The 17,082-nt window shown below is 35.8% G+C and carries 18 protein-coding genes; 13 read left to right on the top strand and 5 right to left on the bottom strand.

Annotated elements, in window-relative coordinates; all coding sequences use genetic code 11:
* Positions 1-244 precede the first annotated feature (244 nt).
* Positions 245-745 (bottom strand): hypothetical protein, encoded by a 501-nt coding sequence (locus tag WQ57_RS09745; protein WP_046523572.1) that lies wholly within the window; start codon positions 743-745, stop codon positions 245-247.
* A 524-nt stretch (positions 746-1,269) separates the two neighbouring features.
* Between WQ57_RS09745 and WQ57_RS09735 the strand changes: the two genes are divergently transcribed.
* Positions 1,270-1,692 (top strand): VOC family protein, encoded by a 423-nt coding sequence (locus WQ57_RS09735; RefSeq protein ID WP_046523570.1) that lies wholly within the window; start codon positions 1,270-1,272, stop codon positions 1,690-1,692.
* Between the two features lie 182 nt (positions 1,693-1,874).
* On the top strand, positions 1,875-2,168 hold the full coding sequence (locus tag WQ57_RS09730; protein WP_046523569.1) for an antibiotic biosynthesis monooxygenase family protein: 294 nt from the start codon (positions 1,875-1,877) through the stop codon (positions 2,166-2,168).
* 402 nt (positions 2,169-2,570) lie between these two features.
* Here the strand turns inward: WQ57_RS09730 and WQ57_RS25690 are convergent, their stop codons facing one another.
* Together WQ57_RS25690 and WQ57_RS09720 are read right to left on the bottom strand one after the other, a co-directional pair.
* On the bottom strand, positions 2,571-2,831 hold the full coding sequence (locus tag WQ57_RS25690; protein ID WP_156183103.1) for a hypothetical protein: 261 nt from the start codon (positions 2,829-2,831) through the stop codon (positions 2,571-2,573).
* Positions 2,832-2,895: 64 nt separating this feature from the next.
* Entirely contained in the window at positions 2,896-3,900 is a 1,005-nt protein-coding gene (locus WQ57_RS09720; protein WP_046523712.1) for a DUF3231 family protein, read from the bottom strand.
* Positions 3,901-4,960: 1,060 nt separating this feature from the next.
* Between WQ57_RS09720 and WQ57_RS26980 the strand changes: the two genes are divergently transcribed.
* The 8 genes from WQ57_RS26980 (at position 4,961) to WQ57_RS09680 (ending at position 11,672) form a co-directional block, all read left to right on the top strand.
* Positions 4,961-5,110, top strand: coding sequence for a hypothetical protein (locus WQ57_RS26980; protein ID WP_046523568.1), 150 nt, complete (start codon positions 4,961-4,963; stop codon positions 5,108-5,110).
* 204 nt (positions 5,111-5,314) lie between these two features.
* Positions 5,315-6,298: a 2-hydroxyacid dehydrogenase gene (locus WQ57_RS09710; RefSeq protein ID WP_046523711.1), complete on the top strand. Its 984-nt coding sequence runs from the start codon at positions 5,315-5,317 to the stop codon at positions 6,296-6,298.
* Between the two features lie 250 nt (positions 6,299-6,548).
* Positions 6,549-7,082, top strand: coding sequence for a type II toxin-antitoxin system HicB family antitoxin (locus tag WQ57_RS09705; protein ID WP_046523567.1), 534 nt, complete (start codon positions 6,549-6,551; stop codon positions 7,080-7,082).
* Between the two features lie 124 nt (positions 7,083-7,206).
* Positions 7,207-8,088 carry a PhzF family phenazine biosynthesis protein gene (locus tag WQ57_RS09700; protein ID WP_046523566.1) on the top strand — a complete coding sequence of 294 codons (882 nt, stop codon included), beginning with the start codon at positions 7,207-7,209 and terminating at the stop codon, positions 8,086-8,088.
* A 397-nt stretch (positions 8,089-8,485) separates the two neighbouring features.
* The gene (locus tag WQ57_RS09695; protein ID WP_046523565.1) at positions 8,486-9,016 is read left to right on the top strand and encodes a hypothetical protein; all 531 of its coding nucleotides are present in this window, start codon (positions 8,486-8,488) and stop codon (positions 9,014-9,016) included.
* A gap of 551 nt (positions 9,017-9,567) precedes the next feature.
* Positions 9,568-10,101: a DUF2199 domain-containing protein gene (locus WQ57_RS09690; RefSeq protein WP_277620284.1), complete on the top strand. Its 534-nt coding sequence runs from the start codon at positions 9,568-9,570 to the stop codon at positions 10,099-10,101.
* Between the two features lie 144 nt (positions 10,102-10,245).
* Positions 10,246-10,752, top strand: coding sequence for a hypothetical protein (locus WQ57_RS09685; RefSeq protein WP_046523563.1), 507 nt, complete (start codon positions 10,246-10,248; stop codon positions 10,750-10,752).
* A gap of 653 nt (positions 10,753-11,405) precedes the next feature.
* Positions 11,406-11,672 carry a hypothetical protein gene (locus WQ57_RS09680; RefSeq protein ID WP_046523562.1) on the top strand — a complete coding sequence of 89 codons (267 nt, stop codon included), beginning with the start codon at positions 11,406-11,408 and terminating at the stop codon, positions 11,670-11,672.
* Between the two features lie 326 nt (positions 11,673-11,998).
* Here the strand turns inward: WQ57_RS09680 and WQ57_RS09675 are convergent, their stop codons facing one another.
* The gene (locus WQ57_RS09675; RefSeq protein ID WP_156183102.1) at positions 11,999-13,456 is read right to left on the bottom strand and encodes a purine-cytosine permease family protein; all 1,458 of its coding nucleotides are present in this window, start codon (positions 13,454-13,456) and stop codon (positions 11,999-12,001) included.
* A gap of 1,047 nt (positions 13,457-14,503) precedes the next feature.
* Here WQ57_RS09675 and WQ57_RS09665 point away from each other — a divergent pair.
* The 3 genes from WQ57_RS09665 (at position 14,504) to WQ57_RS09655 (ending at position 15,834) form a co-directional block, all read left to right on the top strand.
* Entirely contained in the window at positions 14,504-14,785 is a 282-nt protein-coding gene (locus WQ57_RS09665) for a hypothetical protein (RefSeq protein ID WP_046523560.1), read from the top strand.
* Between the two features lie 267 nt (positions 14,786-15,052).
* Positions 15,053-15,328: a hypothetical protein gene (locus WQ57_RS09660; protein WP_046523559.1), complete on the top strand. Its 276-nt coding sequence runs from the start codon at positions 15,053-15,055 to the stop codon at positions 15,326-15,328.
* A 221-nt stretch (positions 15,329-15,549) separates the two neighbouring features.
* Complete coding sequence (locus tag WQ57_RS09655; protein ID WP_046523558.1) at positions 15,550-15,834, top strand: hypothetical protein; 285 nt, start codon at positions 15,550-15,552, stop codon at positions 15,832-15,834.
* Positions 15,835-16,233: 399 nt separating this feature from the next.
* On the opposite strand, the gene WQ57_RS09650 is transcribed toward WQ57_RS09655, so the two are convergent.
* A complete protein-coding gene (locus WQ57_RS09650) occupies positions 16,234-17,073 on the bottom strand; it encodes a tyrosine-type recombinase/integrase (protein ID WP_046523709.1) in 840 nt (279 codons plus the stop codon).
* Between the last annotated feature and the right edge of the window lie 9 nt (positions 17,074-17,082).

Below are 17,082 nucleotides of genomic sequence, written 5' to 3'. Positions count from 1 at the left end.
TTTTTTTGTTCGACTAACGGGCGTGTTGATCTTAGAAGGGATTAACCGCCTTTTTTGTGGAATTCTTTCTGAAAGTTTTTCCTTCTTCGCGTTTCTTGTCATAAACTCTCTCAGTTTTTTATTGCGTGAATTATCTTTCCTTTAACGGGCGTCCCTAATACTACTTTGAGCAGCCATGAGAATGTTTAGTCTCTCTGTAGGTGACTCTTTCCATTGATGGGATCTATATTCAATGACAATTTTCCTACTTTAACTTAAAATTTCCATAATCAATAACTGTGATTGTACCCGTTTCAGATAATGCCAGATTATACTTAGTCAAATCATTAGGATTGATACCGTACATTAAAAATTTGTTTTTTAATTCAGTGAGCATCTTATCAAAATCTTTATTCATAGGAACTTCGGATTCCATTTTTCTCATAATAATCCAACCTTGTCCCAATTCTATCACTGGGCAAAGGTGTTTTCGTAACTCAGGTGGACAGTGTATATTATACATTTTAAACTCAGTTTCATTACTTTTAATCCCAAGTTTACAAAAGGCTATTTTTAATACATATCCATTTTGAAGGTCATAGACAATTCGTTGTTTTCCACATCCAATCACTTTGTATTTTAACTGTAAGATTTCTTTTGCCTTTTCAGCCATCTTTTTTCTGTTTTTTTTATTACCGTTTTTCAAAGTTGAGATTAACAAATGAATGGACTTGATATCACTATTAGACAAAATAGTACTCATCATTTCCCCCTTCTTTTTTCCAAAGTGTATAATATTACAATTTATTCAAAAGAAAGAGGCTTTGTTAGGGCTTTCAAAAAAATCAGCAATGATTTTCCTCAATCGCGCACTTACTAAAGATACTTCCGTTAATTCCAGGCATTTTAGTATCTTAAATTACAATGAATACTTTGGAAACATTACTGTTGATAAAGGCGCTTCCTTTAATAAGAAGGCGTCTTTTTGCATGGATAATATATTTAAGAAATTGGATTTATTAAGGTGTAAAAAGGATTGTGAAGTATTGTACCTAAAGTAAAGGGTGCGTTCGATCAAGAAGGATTACGGCACTTTTTGTTGAATTCTTTATTAAGTTGATACAAAGGAGTATATACTTTTTCAAAAACCACTGGTACCTAATGAAGAAGATAAGGAACTGGGATTGGATAAAGTCCATATCGAATATAATGATTAATCCCGTTCAACAAACGGAGCAAAATAGTTATAGAACTAAGTGAAATTATTATTGTTTTACAGGAGGGGTTATTATTAAACCAAGAATTTCAGTCATTACATTGGGTGTCGATGATTTGGAAAGATCATTGGAATTTTATCAAAATGGACTCGGGCTGCCAACAGATGGTATAGTTGGCAAAGAATTCGAACATGGTGCGGTCGCATTTTTCGACTTGCAATCAGGTTTAAAACTCGCACTTTGGAATCGTAAAGATATAGCTTATGATACAAAAATGGACCTAAAACCAGCAAGTCCTACTGATTTTACGATTGGACATAATGTTGGTAGTAAAGAAGAGGTCGTTATGGTTATGAAACAGGCTGAGAAGGCTGGTGCAGTTATTATAGTTCCAGCTCATGAAACCTTTTGGGGTGGATACTCTGGATACTTCCAAGACCCAGACAGTCATTTATGGGAAGTGGTTTGGAATCCAGCTTGGGAGTTTAAGGAATAAATTAAAGGAAATTTCTAATTCAACAAACTGGTACTTAAAAAGGATTGTGAAAAAGTGTCCTTAATCGAATGGGTGAGTTGATCCAAACAGGAATAGCCGCCTTGTTGTTGAATCCATTATTGAACAAACGGAGCAGTTGAGTTTAATAAGCAATGATATACTTTTTAAAAGGGGGAGATTAGTTGATCTTAGAAGCAGTTATGCTACAAGTTAAACAAGGTATGGAAAAGGAATATGAGGAAGCATTTCAAGAAGCATCAAAAATCATATCATCAATGCCAGGTTATATAACTCACGAATTACAACGATGTATGGAGGTTAAGGGGAAATATTTATTGTTGGTGAAGTGGGAAACATTAGAAGACCATACAATTGGATTTCGGCAATCGAAAGAGTATCAAGAATGGAAAAAACAACTACATCATTTCTATGATCCATTTCCAACTGTGGAACACTTTGAAAATGTCCCACTTTAATACGTTATTCAACTTTAGATGCTCCAGGAAGGATTAACCGCTTTTATTGTAGAATTCATTATGGAACAAACGGGAATTTAGTTGAACTCAATTGTACCATGGTATGCCGGGTGAATACTGTTTACATACCAATCAATTAGCTGCTTGAATATTTTGGTCTAACTTTAAGGGTCCAGTACAGTGTGAGCGGGCTTTTTTTTCAGGCCGAAATACGCAAATCACGGGAACCATTGTTCAACCTGCATGTTTAGTGATCGAACAGGCGAACCAAGAAACCGTCTTCTTCCACGTGGGGCATGAAAGAGGTTATCCCATAATGGGAACCCACACCTATCAGGACGGTCCCAAACGCTAAACTGTTTATCATCCAGATCGTTACGTCCTTCCTTTTCGAACCGAAACTCATCCCCATAAACGCGAAGACATGGGACCCGACAAAAAAGAGCCGATAATTGTGAGTCCTGGCAGGCCGTACTTATCAAAAAGCCCTCTTGCACGTTTTTCTTTTTTCGTCTCCGCCTTTCCTTCCGCATTGCCTCCGCTCATGCCTTCTTCATCTTGGCTTCCATCCTGCATCTTTTTCTGTTTTCGTTTTCTCAGCCAATTCTTTACATAATCAACATCATTGCCTGGATGATCCAAAATAAAGACTTGATTGCTCAAGGGGGCAGTTCTGTAGGAATGATTTGCAAAAAAATACCAGACCGATTTGGAGGGGCAATTGTGGTTATTTTTGTTTTGCAATCTCTGCTCTATTAGGTGCAAGTGGAGGTTGTTCCAACCATCTGTTTTTTACCATGATATCAAACCAGTTTTTTGTGACCATTAGATTTTGCAAAATAATTGACTCATAAGTAGTCACAAGGTCAGTTCTCATGGATGATGCCAACCCTGCACCATGATAATTTTGTGCCGCTTGAAATAAAAATCCCATGTGATACATTAATAACTTATCGGAAAATGGAGAGTCCGTTGACATTGAAACTTCTGTTTCTAATGATTTAGGAACTGGTAAGTTATCACCTTGCATGATCTTTGCTAAAGCTTTTATTTGTCCGTCAGCCGTCTTTTCAGAATCGGTTAGAAATTTTCTAACTTCTTTGGATTCTGCTAGCTGGCTGAATGCAATGGAAAGGGTTTTAGCCAGAATACTTTTTTTGAGGTTAAAAGAAATACTAATGATTTCTGTCGCTGAAAGGGTTCTCCCCTTACCAAAATATCCGTCTTTGAAATCTTTGCTTGTAACAAATTGAGGTTGGTCATACGCGTAAAATAAAGGATCTCTTTGGAAAAGTCCTTTTTCAAGCAATAACTCAATAGTTTGATGATACATCTTTTTCGCTTCGTTATCGCACGAGTCATAAAATTCCCTTAAATCTTTTCTTACAGAAATGCCAAACGAAGTGATATGCCCTAATAATCCATGTAAAGTCATGACATGTAAATAATTCAGGCAAAAAGCATCCGAGAACAATCTCTGTTTTCCTAAATACAAGTCTGATTCAGTAAATCCAATGGGAACAGGAAATCCTTCTTTTTCAAAAAAAGTCTCAATTTGTTTCTTCTGCTTTTCGAATGTCTGAAGAGCATCATAAAAAGCAGCTTTTATTGCTTCATCTTCAATAATGGAGTACATATATCTATTGACTATATCTATGGCTGTTCCGTTAACATACTCTCCCCATAATGAACCTATTTCAGAAGATGTAAGTTTTAATTTTTCCGTATCCACTTTATCACCTCGCAAGTATTATTTCCAATTGAAGAAGTGAGTATGATTTTTTGTTAAGACACTTATTAAATAGGCTTGGTATTGTCTTTTTAATGAAATGAGAGCGACATTAATTTTTATCAAAACCTTCATTCTTCTACTTTAACTTGATAGTCAAAAAAAACAGCCTTTCAAGGATTTCTCCTTTAAAAGGCTGACTGCAAGTATAAATATGGGCGTCGTTCACATCACTGGCTGAACGTGAATGAACGTTATACCGATGCTTTACATAAATGGAATATGAAAAGGTGGATAAGCTGCCCGGGATGCTGAACTACTTTTTAGGATGACTGAAACAAAGTTTCATCTGACTCTTCATGAAAAGCCTCAGGTGAGGTCGTTTCATTACACTTCCAGCAATAGCTTCTCGTGCTTTCCCATTTGGTAAGCAGTTCACCACAATAAATGCATTCATCTAGCTCAAAAGCCACAATAGATTCCTCCTTTCTCAATCTTCAGAAAATAATCTACGACAATCACCAAAATACCGTATACAGGGCCAAAACAGCTTGTGGATTTCCATAGGTTACATTCCGAAAGAAAAAAAGAAGAAAACATTGGAACGAAATTTGGGTGGGTCAGTTTTTTACATCACCTCCTAACAGTCGATGTTCCATTTGACTTCCAACACCAGTTAAAATATCTGGAGACTTTAAAATTAGGGTATATCGTTTTCTTGTAAATCATCACTATTTTATAAAAATGCCCTTTAAGAATCATTCCTAAAGGGCTTTTGTTTTAAATTTATATTCCCAAGAAAGGTCCAAAAAACAACTATTTGGCACCACCTTCGCCAAATACAATGATAGCCACACTTGCTATCCAACCTAAACTAGTAACTTTCTTGGTATTCTCTAATACCCCGTCCACCAAGTTTTAAACCTTAAGTGATATTGCTTTCTCAAATGCAGCAACGTTTGGAATGTTAAATACAGTAATAAAGGTTTACTTCTGTAAAATAAGGTATATTATATTTGTTGAATCGATTCTTTTTTAAAGACAAAAAAAGTAGGTGAACAAAATGGGAAAATATCAATTGGATACCAAAGGTAAGGTAGCTGTGACAAAGTTTCATGAAAAACAGAAGCCTGCCAAATTTGATAAAAAGCAGCATCTTGAAAAAATACGTGCGGAATATTTGAAAAAGAAGCAAAAACAAACAGATAAATAATATGAATGAAAACATAGGAAGATTAAAATCTCCCTATGTTTTTTTCATTATTAATAATTTTAATAACAATCCTTTCTTGAACGAACGGGCAGCGATCATCCAGGAGGGTTAACGCTTTTTTTGTCGAACTTATTTAACAATCAGCAACAATTTAACCCAAAAAGGAAATATGTCATTTTTTTAAAACAGGAAGGAAGTAGTCTTATGAAACCAAAGGTCATCGTCTATCAGAATACATATGAACAAGTATTAGAGATGCTTCGCGAAAAGTATGAGGTGATTTATTTCGAAAGCGTCAATTCTGCCAATCAGGCTGAATTTTATTTTCATTTAAAAGATGCACAAGCATTGTTGGGGGCAGGAATGAAAATAGATAAGGAGCTTTTAGATCAGGCCCATCATTTAAAGGTCGTCAGCAATATCTCTGTTGGATATGACAATTTAAATATTCCAGAACTGACGAAAAGAAAAATCATGGCGACTAATACCCCAGGAGTCCTTAATGATACGGTTGCCGATGCCATTTTTGGATTAATGCTGGCAGCGGCAAGGAGAGTTTCGGAATTGGATCAATTTGTCAAAAACGGGGAATGGAAAGGCCAACTGAAGGAAGATTCTTTTGGAGTCGATGTTCATCATAAAACACTAGGAATCATCGGAATGGGCGGCATTGGTTCAGCGATTGCAAAAAGAGCCCACAATGGATTTGAAATGAAAATTTTATACCATAATCGCTCCCCCAAAAGGGAAGCAGAAGATTTATACAATGCCGAATACCGGACCCTGGAGGAACTTTTAAAGGAATCAGATTTTGTGTGTAACATGGCACCTCTCACTTCGCAAACTGAAAAATTAATAGGCGAAAGAGAATTCGGCTTGATGAAAAAGTCAGCGATCTTTGTGAATGGTTCTCGTGGTGCAGTGGTTGATGAACACGCCTTATACAACACTCTTCAAGAGCAGCGCATCTTGGCAGCTGGCCTGGATGTTTATAAACAGGAACCGATTAATCCTGACAACCCGCTGTTGAAACTGCCTAATGTGGTTACCTTGCCGCATATAGGATCTGCCACACTTGAGACTAGAATTAAAATGGGGCTGTTAGCGGCGAATTCCCTTATTGAAGGGTTAAACGGAAGCCGCCCTGCCACTTTAATTAACGATAAGGTAATGGAAACAGTCGAGTAAGAACTTTGAGGAGAGAAACAGGTATTTGTATTATCAATCCTGGATGGGCACAAAGACATTAGTCTAAAAGGATAATAATTTCCACAGGGCCGCCAGAAGGCTAGTTGAGAACAGTAGGCTTTTCATAGATAATCCTAATCCTCAATTTCACACGTTTTTCGCCTGAATAAATCTCCTCGTTCAATTTGGGTAGGACTGTCAAACAAGAAGAAACAATAAATTAACAGTATTGAACAAGGATGTGCGTCTTTTGTTCCATTTTGAAAAATTAGTTTATCCAGCGTTCGTGCAACAAATTGATGAAGGGGTGTTTGGTGTTTACTTTCCCACTCTTTTTTCTGATGAGGGATGGGATTATCCTCTATCACAAGGTAACACCAAGCGTTCAGCAATACAAAATGCAAGAAAGGAATTAGCTTACACTTTGGCCGGATTCCTATATGACAATGAGAATCTTCCGAGACCTATCCCAATTCCAGATAATGCTCTTTCTAGTGGTATGGAATTATTGGATATAGAAACTTCCTATGCTCCGTATGCTGTAGAAATAGAGGAGCATTTAAAGGGCCGCCATTGGCATATCGGCTTTTATGACGAAGAAAGTGATGAATATATGGAGGCAATTGGATTTAAAAATGACCAAGGAATGTGGGACATTTATTATGAGGATGTTTTAGAGGATACTTCTAGTGAGACTCTGCTTTTTACCGTCAAACGACATTCTGAAGCGGAAGAGAAGTTCAAACAATTTGTTGAAGAGGTAATTTTAAAAAGGGAAAATTGAAGGATTTAACGGTTCCTGCTTAAAGGGATCGCTTTTTATGAACAAGAATAACAACCGTATTAAATCTATATCTAATTGATAATGTCATTGGCATCACTACATACAGAGGTAGGGGAGATAAATTATGGGAAAAATAAATTATTCAATTGTAGATGTTTTTTCACAAGGTAAATATACAGGGAATCAACTTGTTGTTTTTAAGAATGCCGAAAACATTTCGGGGAGTAAAATGCAACAGATTGCCAAGGAGATTAATTATTCGGAGACTACTTTTATTTTGTCAGATACAAAAAAAGATAATGGCTATGATGTTCGCATTTTTACACCTAATGAAGAGGTTCCTTTTGCTGGACACCCGACTTTAGGAACTGCATATATCATTCAAAATGAAATAGTACGAGAACGGACGGAAAAACTTTTTTTAAATTTTAAAGCTGGACAGATTCCAGTAACTTTCGATAATCAAGAACAAATACTATGTATGGAACAGAATAAACCAACATTTGGTCGTATTTTAGATTCAAATATGGTTTCTGATGTCTTAAATATTAATAAAGAATATATTGATGATCAATTTCCTATCCAGGAGGTTTCAACAGGACTTCCTGTAATTATTGTCCCTTTAAAAACTCTGGAGGCCATTAAAAAAGTTAGAATAAATAAAGAAAAATACTTTGAGTTAATTGAGGATATTGATGCAAAAGCAATCTTGGTATTTTCTCCTGAAACATATAATTCCGATAATGATTTAAACGTCCGTGATTTTGCAGATTATTTTGGCATCCCGGAAGATGCCGCTACTGGAAGTGCCAATGGATGTTTAGCTTCTTACTTAGTTAAATATCGGTATTTTGAAAAAGGTGAAATAAATATCCGAGTAGAACAAGGATATGAAATTAAAAGGCCATCATTATTGTTTTTAAACGCAAGTGATGAGTACGGGGAAATCACAGTATGTGTAGGAGGAAAAGTAGAGAAAATTGCACAGGGTGAATGGTTTCTATAATAAATTCAATAAGTGAGTAAATCAAAAAGTTCATCTAAAAAAAAGTTACTGTGGCGGAAACTTTTACATTCCATCCTTAATTCTCACGCCGTGAATAGTTTTTTGCTGGAGGAGAGAGTCATCACGCAGTCTATTTTGAGGATTCTGACAGGATTAAAGTTGAGTGGGTAGCCTCTTAAAAAAAGGAACCACATATACGTGGTTCAAGTTTGTCGGAGGAGACTTCATATGATTAAAAACATCTCATACGGTCATAACATCTTATTCATCACAGTGATTTGGTGTGAATGCACGAAAAGCCCTCCTCGTTCACTAAAAGGGGAAGCCAAATAAAGGACTCCTCATTATACAGGGGAAGTGCCAAATTGAACGGATTACTTTTAGGGGGATACGTGCTATGGGGAAGAAAAAAACAGGATTAATTATGGCTGTAATGATTCTGGCCTTAGTTGCTTCCTATAATTTATATAAAACAAAAGAGTTATATGGAAATGATAAGGAGTCTATTGTAAAGGTGATTAAATCCGTTGGTGAATATAAAGATAAAGAAATAGAAATTCTAAAAATTAACGATTTTAATGATGTTAGAATTGTAGGCTTTTTATCCAATAGTAGTCCGTCTTATATAGAGTTCTATAAAAATCAGAAGGGCAATTATATCTGGAGGCATATAGAATCAAATAATGAGGAATCATTTAGTATGTTCTCACCCTTAATGGGAAATCCAAAAATAATGTTTGTGACGAATTATGAAAATGAAATAGCGAGAATGCAGGTTGATATAAACGGGACAACCTTAGAACAAGATTTTACTCCTTATCAAGCAACTGTTACTTGGCTTGATTTGCCTAAAACTAATAAAGAAAGTTACGAATATCGGAATTACAAATATTATGATGAAAATGGAAAATTACTTAAAGAATATTAGTTATTCATCGAACGGTTTCAAGAGTGAATGACGACGGGGCCGTTAATTCTGGAGGACTAACCGCCTTTTTTTGAATTCCTTATTGAACAAACGGGGCAGGTTAGTTAAATAACGATTAGTTAAAAAATTAAAATATTATGTCAATTTGGTTTCAGTAATTACTTAATCGGGTACCTTAATTGAATATGAGCGGCAACAGTGAGGCGAAGCATGTGTGGGAACAGGAGCAATTCCTCTTCAAGAGGGAACTTAATCGTCTGCTTATGGAATATAAAAGTTGTTCTAATCCATTTTACAAAGAACAGATACACGAAGAAATAGGCTTTTTAACTGCAGCCATTGCTGACTATGAAACAACCCCCTTTGAAAAGTGAAGGGGGATTTTTTATAGATCGTTAATGGAGCATTGGTTATAGAAAGGATTATCACTTATTTTAGAGAAGTTGTTATTAAACAAACGGGGCAGTTTAGTTGAATAAGAAAAATTTTAATCATTTGCTGGGTTTTCGGGTTAATATTGAGGAAAAGCTATTTTTCTTGTGAGGGATTAAATAAGGAGTGATTATAAAGAAGGTTTCTATTGTAAATGTTGCGGGAAGTTTCACGGTGAACTTCCAATGAGTTATGGAAGTCCCGTTCCTGATTATGTTTACGATATACCACTGGAAGAACAAGAAAGTCGAATAGAAATGGACGATGACTTGTGCATCATAGACGATGAATATTACTTTATTCGTGGATGTATAGAACTTCCTGTAATTGACGGTGAAGGACCTTTTATTTGGAATGTGTGGGTTTCATTAAGCGAAGCTAATTTCAATAAAACCATTGAAAACTGGGACATTGAGGGAAGAGAAGAAGAGCTGGAGCCGATGTTTGGGTGGTTGTCGACTTCCATTCCTTGTTACCCCGAAACAATTAACTTAAAAACAATGGTTCACACCAGACCATTAGGTGTAACCCCTTATATAGAGTTGGAGCCAACTGAGCATCCTCTAGCTTTAGAACAAAGCAATGGCATACAAATGGAACGAATTAAACAGCTTGCCGAAGAGTTATGCGAACAAGATGAACAAGATTATTGATTATTTAGCGACTTATAGTTCTTTACTTAAATGAATGGTGCTTTGATCCAAGAAGGATTAAGGCACCTTTTTGTTGAATTCCTAATTGAACAAACGGGGCAAGATAGTTCAATAAAAATGTCCACTGTACGAGGTGGTGATAAAATGGGAAAACAAATAAACTTTTATATGGATGAAGAGACAGAAGTTAAATTTATTGACTTTGTTATTTCAACTGGTGGGAAAGTCTTATTCGAAGGGGATAATGACAAGCCGATATATTTAACTTCTTTACCGAAAGATGAATGGGATCAATTGTATCTCTATAAAGGAGAGTTCGGAGAACTAACCCTTAGACTAATAAGCGATAATAAATATTATATTGATTCCATAAACTCTCCTGTCATTGAGTTTTCAAGAACATATAAAAGAGAAATTGGAAAAAATAAAGAAATATCTAGAGGACGCATTTGGGTTGAAATGAAGTTTTGGAATGAGCAAGAAGAACTTGAGGAAAAGACAAAAGAGCTTGAAAAATGGTACGGGACATTAAATAGATGGATAAAGAAAAATGTAGATCGGGTAGATGAAATAATAAATGGTCATAAGTACATTACTTATGTCAGTCCTTCATTAAAGGAGTTAATGAGCAAAGGATACAAGTTTATGTAAGGTTCAAGTCTTGTGCTAATGGGTGCGTTGATCCAGGAAGGATTAAACGCCTTTTTTGTTGAATCCTTTATTAAACAAACGGGGCAGGTTAGTTGAACAATGTTTATATAATTCATCTTTGACCCAAGTTGCGAAGGATTGATAAAGAAAAGATATGAAAAAAGCGAAAGGATCCCAATGGGGACCCTATGGATTCGGTAATTGCAATAAAGGAAGATGAAGCATTATTCCTGCCTTAACCTTCCGCTCAGCTGAGCATAATCTGTGTGGTTTCACTCTTCTCGTGGCCCAAAAGACTTTGTATGACTTCATCAGAGGCTCCGTTAATCCTAATGTGCTTTTGTTAACTTTCTAAAAATATTTACTTGAATTTGAAAGCGTTTTCAAATATGATAAAAGGTGGGAAGGGTTGCATAGGGCCGATACTAGGGATAGAACAGGAAAGATCTTTTCAGAAATAGAATGTATAAAATCCGTACATATGATAAAGGAATATACTATATTAAAATTCCTAACATTATGAAAGATAAATGATTGGTAAATTGTTTGTAAATGTTCAATTAAATCGACAAACATCTACATTCACTTATTTATAATTGGGTAAGAGGGAATCGATTTATCGCAAAAAAGTTTCAATAGGGGGGATGTAAATCATGGAGTTTTATGAAAAGTTACCTACTGACTTTTTGATTGCTTTTTACCATGAAGTAGTGAAGAACATTGAAAAAGGAATATTATCGAAAAATATGTATTATGAGTTAGGTTTAATGATTTCCGTTGCTAGTCAAAGGGGAGTTACCTTGGGTAAACCATGTGACTTTGAAAAGGTAATGGACCAAGAGGATTTGGATGAATTCATTCATTTTACGTATAAATTTAATAAAATAAGGGATGAATCACTATTAGCTTCAGGGCTATAACTTATGTAGCCACCAAAACCAAATAACATCAATACTCTATTTTCGCCACATGTAAATGAAAAGATTTTAGAGGAAATCCAATGAAATTTTCGGAAATATAATTTAAAAAAGGAAAACAATATTTCTTGGTAGAAAGAAATATTGTTTCTTTTTGTGTTTAATAATGAGCCTTACCCCCTTAACTTCCTTCTAAGGATCGATTATAAACATGATATTTTGTATGTAAATGTAAAGCATATGATGAACCTTATTTAAAAACCATTGTCCCACACTTCAGTTATGTCGGTCAGTACCCGTCCCTGAGTAGCTTAAAAAAGGTGTCCATACTAACGAATATAATCTTCCTTATCGATACCACTAGCTTCCTCTTTAACATAGTATTTACCGTTTGTAAATTTTGCAAGGATAACGGAAATGACTGCAGCTAGTATAGAAGCGAAGAATGCAGCGGTACTTTTCAGGAATCCTCCCATAAATCCTATTGCGGCTATTGTTCCTAAAACACTTGCAATAATCAAGGCTGCAACTCCTACCGGATTCCATTTAAACAGATTTTCTTGTCGATATTCATAATAACCAGGGCCAATTTTCATGATCTTTTTAATAACCATGGCATCTACGACTAGGATCGTAGCCCATGTCATTAAGAAGACACCTTGGAAGGTCAATAATAATTCTAAATGGTCTGTAATCCTGCCGAGCATAAGAACGATGGCAGATACTCCTGTAACAACTACCCAGAAATGTCTGCCAGGTGTAAATTTAAGCACATTTTCAAAAAAGGTGGATAAAGATAAAGAACCACTATAAATATTTGTCACGTTAATTCGGATTTGCGTTAACATGGTAAATAATACTCCCCAAACACCAAGAAGTAATACAATATAAACTCCAGGATTTGCCTCACCTAAACGAACGCCAAACCAAATTCCTAAACCACCCATAACACCGAAACAGAAAATTTGTGGGACAAATCCAATCGCGAAGATTCCAAACTTCGTATCTTTTGGGTTTAAAAAGCGTGCATAGTCAGACGCTAATAGTGGTGTTAATCCCATAATTCCATGTTGCATACTAATGCAAGATAATAGGGCTGTTCCGCCTACTTGTAATCCATCGGGCATATAGGTCCAAAAAGCCCCTCCGTAAACAGAAGGTGTGAGGAAAGCCATCGTAATCGCTGCAACTAAAAAGATAAAAAATAATGGCAAGGACCATTTTTGCAGCTTATCTAATTGTTTAATTCCAAACCAGTTTAGGGGGATGACCAATATTCCAAAGATAAGAATCCATATCCACTCCGGAATAGTTGGTAAAAACGCATGTACTGCTGCAACTAGGATCATTCCCTCAAGTGCACAATACATAATAAAATTAGTAGCATATATAAATGAAGTTAAAGATGCACCGATATACCCGAATCCGCCACCTCTGGACATTAAGTTTACGTTCATTCCTGATTTTGCGGATAGGTACGCAATAATTGTACCTAAAATACCGGCAACAACAATTGCATAAACAGCAGAAATAATCGCATTCATTGCCCCAAATTGCAGGGCCATGACACTGCCCATTTGCAGGTAAAAGATAGCAGTAGCAATCCCAAAGGTAATATTTGTTATACTAAGCCATCCCATCATTCTTTTACTGCGAGGCACACTGCCTAATGAGAAGTCATCACCAGTTGATTGCACTGTAGTATTTTGATCAGAAAAATTCCATGCTTCCCCCTTTGGCGATAACCAGGATATAACAAAAGATCCAATTCGAATAAGCCCTGCCATTAGCTCACCCCTTTTTTATTAATCTTTGCTAAAAGGGTGAGATTATTCATAGGAACGGAGGTGAAGGTACCTCGTCCCACTACTAGAGTGGGGGGACGTAGATATAACCTGTCCCGTTGCAATTATTAATGGTTGAAATAGAAAAGAGATGATTTGTGAAAAGATATACTTAAAGTAAAAGGTGTATTGATCCAGGAAGGATTAACGGCCTTTTTTGTTGAATTCCTTACTGAACTAACGGGGCAGTTTAGTTAAACAAGAGCGTTTAGTTTTATATATGGAGTTACTTTCCTTGAAGTGAGATAATTAATATTATTTACGGACGGTTTGATTAGATAACGTAAAAGGGAAGTGGAGTTTTTTATCATGAATATAAATAAGCCTATGTATTACTTTTGGATATTTGTCATTTCTATTATTGCTTTGTTCACAGGAGAAATAGCTACTGTGATGATGTTGTATTTGATTTTAGTTACTCTAAATGCAATACATTCAACAATTCAGAACTTTTATGATGATTGGAAAAGTAGGTTTTAAATTCTGGGATGGGATACAGGTGCATTAATCCAAGGAAGGATTGCCGCCCTTTTTTGTTTAATTCCTTATTAAGCATACGGGGCAGGTTAGTTTAACAAGAAAACGTAAGGGGTGGACTATTTGAGAATACTGTCACATCGGAATTAAAAGGGGGTGGCCCTTTAGGCGATTAATGGAAAAGGCAAATCCACTTTCATCCTATCTATGTTACAATTTAATTAAAATATGAGGTGGAAGGGGCGTTATTATCTATGTGTTTGTGGTCAATTTTAAAAAAAAGGGAAGAACATCGACTTGTGGACAAGGAGTTATTTGATCTTGTGAATCGCCTTGCAAGAACACCAGTTGGTGAACGTAAAGTTCCTTTATATCGGAAACCAGTGGATAAGAAAAACGCCTTTAAAGTAATTAATGGTAAAAAAAGTAACGATTTTAAATTATAGTATCGGGGAGGTCCAATGGGGCAGTCGAAAACTCAATATGTGAAAAATTTCAAGGGGAGGAATCATAATGAGAAATGACTGTAGATGGTGTGGAGAAGAAAAAGATGACCTGGTTTATATGAAATATAAATACGAAGAGGGAATGTATTGTCAAGATTGTAGAGAAGAAATTGCTAATGGTGCTCTAGACAAATATTATGAGAATTTAGAAAGCGACGATTATTTTCTCGGTCAAGATTTACCAGAAGAACCTTGGGAAAGCAGGGTTCGAAGGCAATCACAAGATAGCTATGGAGTTTGTGATAGATGCGGAAAAAGTAGGAAATATGGGCATTGTTCCTGCGTGTAAATTTAATGGCAGCAGATTTTTTATAAAGAGAAAACTAAGCCATTAACCAAGACTAACGTGCCACATTTACCTATTGTAGAGGTAAATGTGGCAGGTTAGTTGAACAAAGTAAGGAGAATTAGTTGATAAAGGTCTTATATTCGACCAGGATAATTATTGTTGTGGCAAAGTTTTTACATTTTATTCTGTTAATCCAAATACTTTTTTTGAATCCTTTTTAAAACAGATTCGTATTAGGTTTTTATGAAATTAGGAGAATGATCTTAAATGCCGATAAAAATGAAAAAGTGTGCAGATTGCAATTCTTTATGTAGTAATTCAGCATCAAAATGTCAGGTGTGCGGCAGCAGAAATTTAGTAAAAGGTTCTTTTACAACTAAGGAAGAAGCCCAAATAAAGCAACTTGAAAAGGAAATTAATCAAAGAGAAGTTATTCTGTGTTCATTTAGTAGTTCTCCTGTTCCGCTTACAAATGGAAAAGGATATTGTGTGTATTGTGATGATGAAATAAAAATGGTTAATGGAATACAGATTTTAATATAATCATTCAAATCTAAAGCTGCCAGCTTTATTGTTATTGCACTCACGGGGCAGGTTAGTGGAATAGGGTATGCAAAACGAACATAGAAAATAGCTAATAAAACCATATTTTTAACTGCAATTAATATTAGCGGTTTTTCTTTTTTTACTGAGGGTACTATATAGCAGGTAATTAATTCGGAAAATTAGAAAATTATAATCAATATAAAAAGGGGGAATTTAGTATGTTTTATTTTGTGAATTTTGCCTATAATAATACGGTTCCAAGTTTTAGAATTGAAGAAGTTATAGATAGGATTCGATCGATGCCACATTTTCTAGTTGGAGATAGTGCTTTTGTTTTTAATGATGAACTTACAGAAAAAGGTTTGTATAATTACTTAATAGAACCATTGTCTAATTCTGATTTAGAGAATACAATTTGTCAAATTTACAATAAACCTGCTTCCTATAAAAGTTTCCCTCCTGAACTGGAAGAATGGATGAAGGAAATGGATGGGAGAAGATAGTCTTGATCAACTTAAAGGGTGCTTTGACCCATGAAGGATTAAGGCACCTTTTTGTTATTGAACAAAAAAGGGGCAGGTTAACTGAAGAAGATTTATATCGAGTGAATCCTTTTGATTAATACTCCGTATATAATCTTAAGGGAGGAAAATACATATGAGTGCTATAATACAGACCTGGGTTCCATTACTTTTATCTCTTGGAGTAAGTGTAGCTATTATTTATTTCATTTTTAAAGCATTTAAAAGATAAAGTTTGCCCTTTAGTTAAGCGATGCTAATGAAACCAGTATCGTTTTTCTTTTTCCGAAAGATGATTTGCTTTCATATTGTGAAGAAATGTACTTAAAGTAACGGGTGCGAGAGAACAAAAGCAACGCCGAGAGCGTTGCTTCTTTTTGCTTAGAAATATTTTTGGTAAAATTCCTTCCTTAGCCTTCCGCTCAACTGAGCATAAATCCGTGTGGTTTCACTCTTCTCGTGACCCAAAGGACTTTGTATGACTTCAACAGGAGCTCCGTTATTCAACAAATGGGTTGCATAGCTGTGTCTGAGTTGATGAGGATAAATTTCCTTATTTATGGCGGCTCGAGCTGAGATTCGTTTTATGACATATCTCATTTGGGCAATGCTCATCCTATGTGGCAGCCGCTCTGTCACAAATATGGCAGGGTCCGTATCCTGGCGACCTTCAATGTACCGTTTAAGCCAGATTTCGGCTCGTATATTAAAATAAACCTCATGTTCCTTGTCTCCTTTTCCCCTGACAATTGCGGAACGGTTGGACCAATTTATGCAATAACGTTCAAGCGAAACAATTTCCCCGATCCTGCATCCTGTCGAGAACATAAATTCAAACAAGGCCTTTTCCATCGGACTAACACATGCTTCACGCAGAAGTTCGATTTCTCTTTCAGTTAAGAACTTCGGTATGCGTTTTCCGACCTTCGGTTCCTTTATCTTTGATGCAGGGTTATATTTTATATGACCTTCTTCGTGGCACCAACGGAATAAGGATTTCATAAACCGTATCCTATGTGCCATACTGGATGGCTTTAGGGCCGCCGCTGAATTATTAAGGTATTCCTTCAAATTTTCTGTGTTAAGGGTGGCTATTTCTGCATCCTTGAAATATAGCACAAGCAACTTTGCCTGAATGCCATAAGCTTTTATTGTATACGGTGAAAAGCCCTCAATTCGTTTGTCGGCTGCATATGTTTCCCACGCTTTTGATATTAACAACCCAATCCC

It is taken from the genome of Mesobacillus campisalis (genome assembly GCF_000986785.1).
In the GTDB taxonomy this organism is placed as follows: Bacteria; Bacillota; Bacilli; order Bacillales; family Cytobacillaceae; genus Mesobacillus_B; species Mesobacillus_B campisalis.
The sequence above is the reverse complement of the archived record's forward strand: the minus strand, read 5'-3'. Positions and strand labels throughout refer to the sequence as shown.

What these genes read in the sequence shown, in the direction of transcription:
- WQ57_RS09680 (WP_046523562.1), top strand. Translation starts at nt 11,406, where the DNA reads ATGGAGTTTTATGAAAAGTTACCTACTGACTTTTTGATTGCTTTTTAC.
- WQ57_RS09700 (WP_046523566.1), top strand. Translation starts at nt 7,207, where the DNA reads ATGGGAAAAATAAATTATTCAATTGTAGATGTTTTTTCACAAGGTAAA.
- WQ57_RS09745 (WP_046523572.1), bottom strand. Translation starts at nt 745, where the DNA reads ATGATGAGTACTATTTTGTCTAATAGTGATATCAAGTCCATTCATTTG.
- WQ57_RS09665 (WP_046523560.1), top strand. Translation starts at nt 14,504, where the DNA reads ATGAGAAATGACTGTAGATGGTGTGGAGAAGAAAAAGATGACCTGGTT.
- WQ57_RS26980 (WP_046523568.1), top strand. Translation starts at nt 4,961, where the DNA reads ATGGGAAAATATCAATTGGATACCAAAGGTAAGGTAGCTGTGACAAAG.
- WQ57_RS09660 (WP_046523559.1), top strand. Translation starts at nt 15,053, where the DNA reads ATGCCGATAAAAATGAAAAAGTGTGCAGATTGCAATTCTTTATGTAGT.
- WQ57_RS09695 (WP_046523565.1), top strand. Translation starts at nt 8,486, where the DNA reads ATGGGGAAGAAAAAAACAGGATTAATTATGGCTGTAATGATTCTGGCC.
- WQ57_RS09685 (WP_046523563.1), top strand. Translation starts at nt 10,246, where the DNA reads ATGGGAAAACAAATAAACTTTTATATGGATGAAGAGACAGAAGTTAAA.
- WQ57_RS09675 (WP_156183102.1), bottom strand. Translation starts at nt 13,456, where the DNA reads ATGGCAGGGCTTATTCGAATTGGATCTTTTGTTATATCCTGGTTATCG.
- WQ57_RS09655 (WP_046523558.1), top strand. Translation starts at nt 15,550, where the DNA reads ATGTTTTATTTTGTGAATTTTGCCTATAATAATACGGTTCCAAGTTTT.
- WQ57_RS09710 (WP_046523711.1), top strand. Translation starts at nt 5,315, where the DNA reads ATGAAACCAAAGGTCATCGTCTATCAGAATACATATGAACAAGTATTA.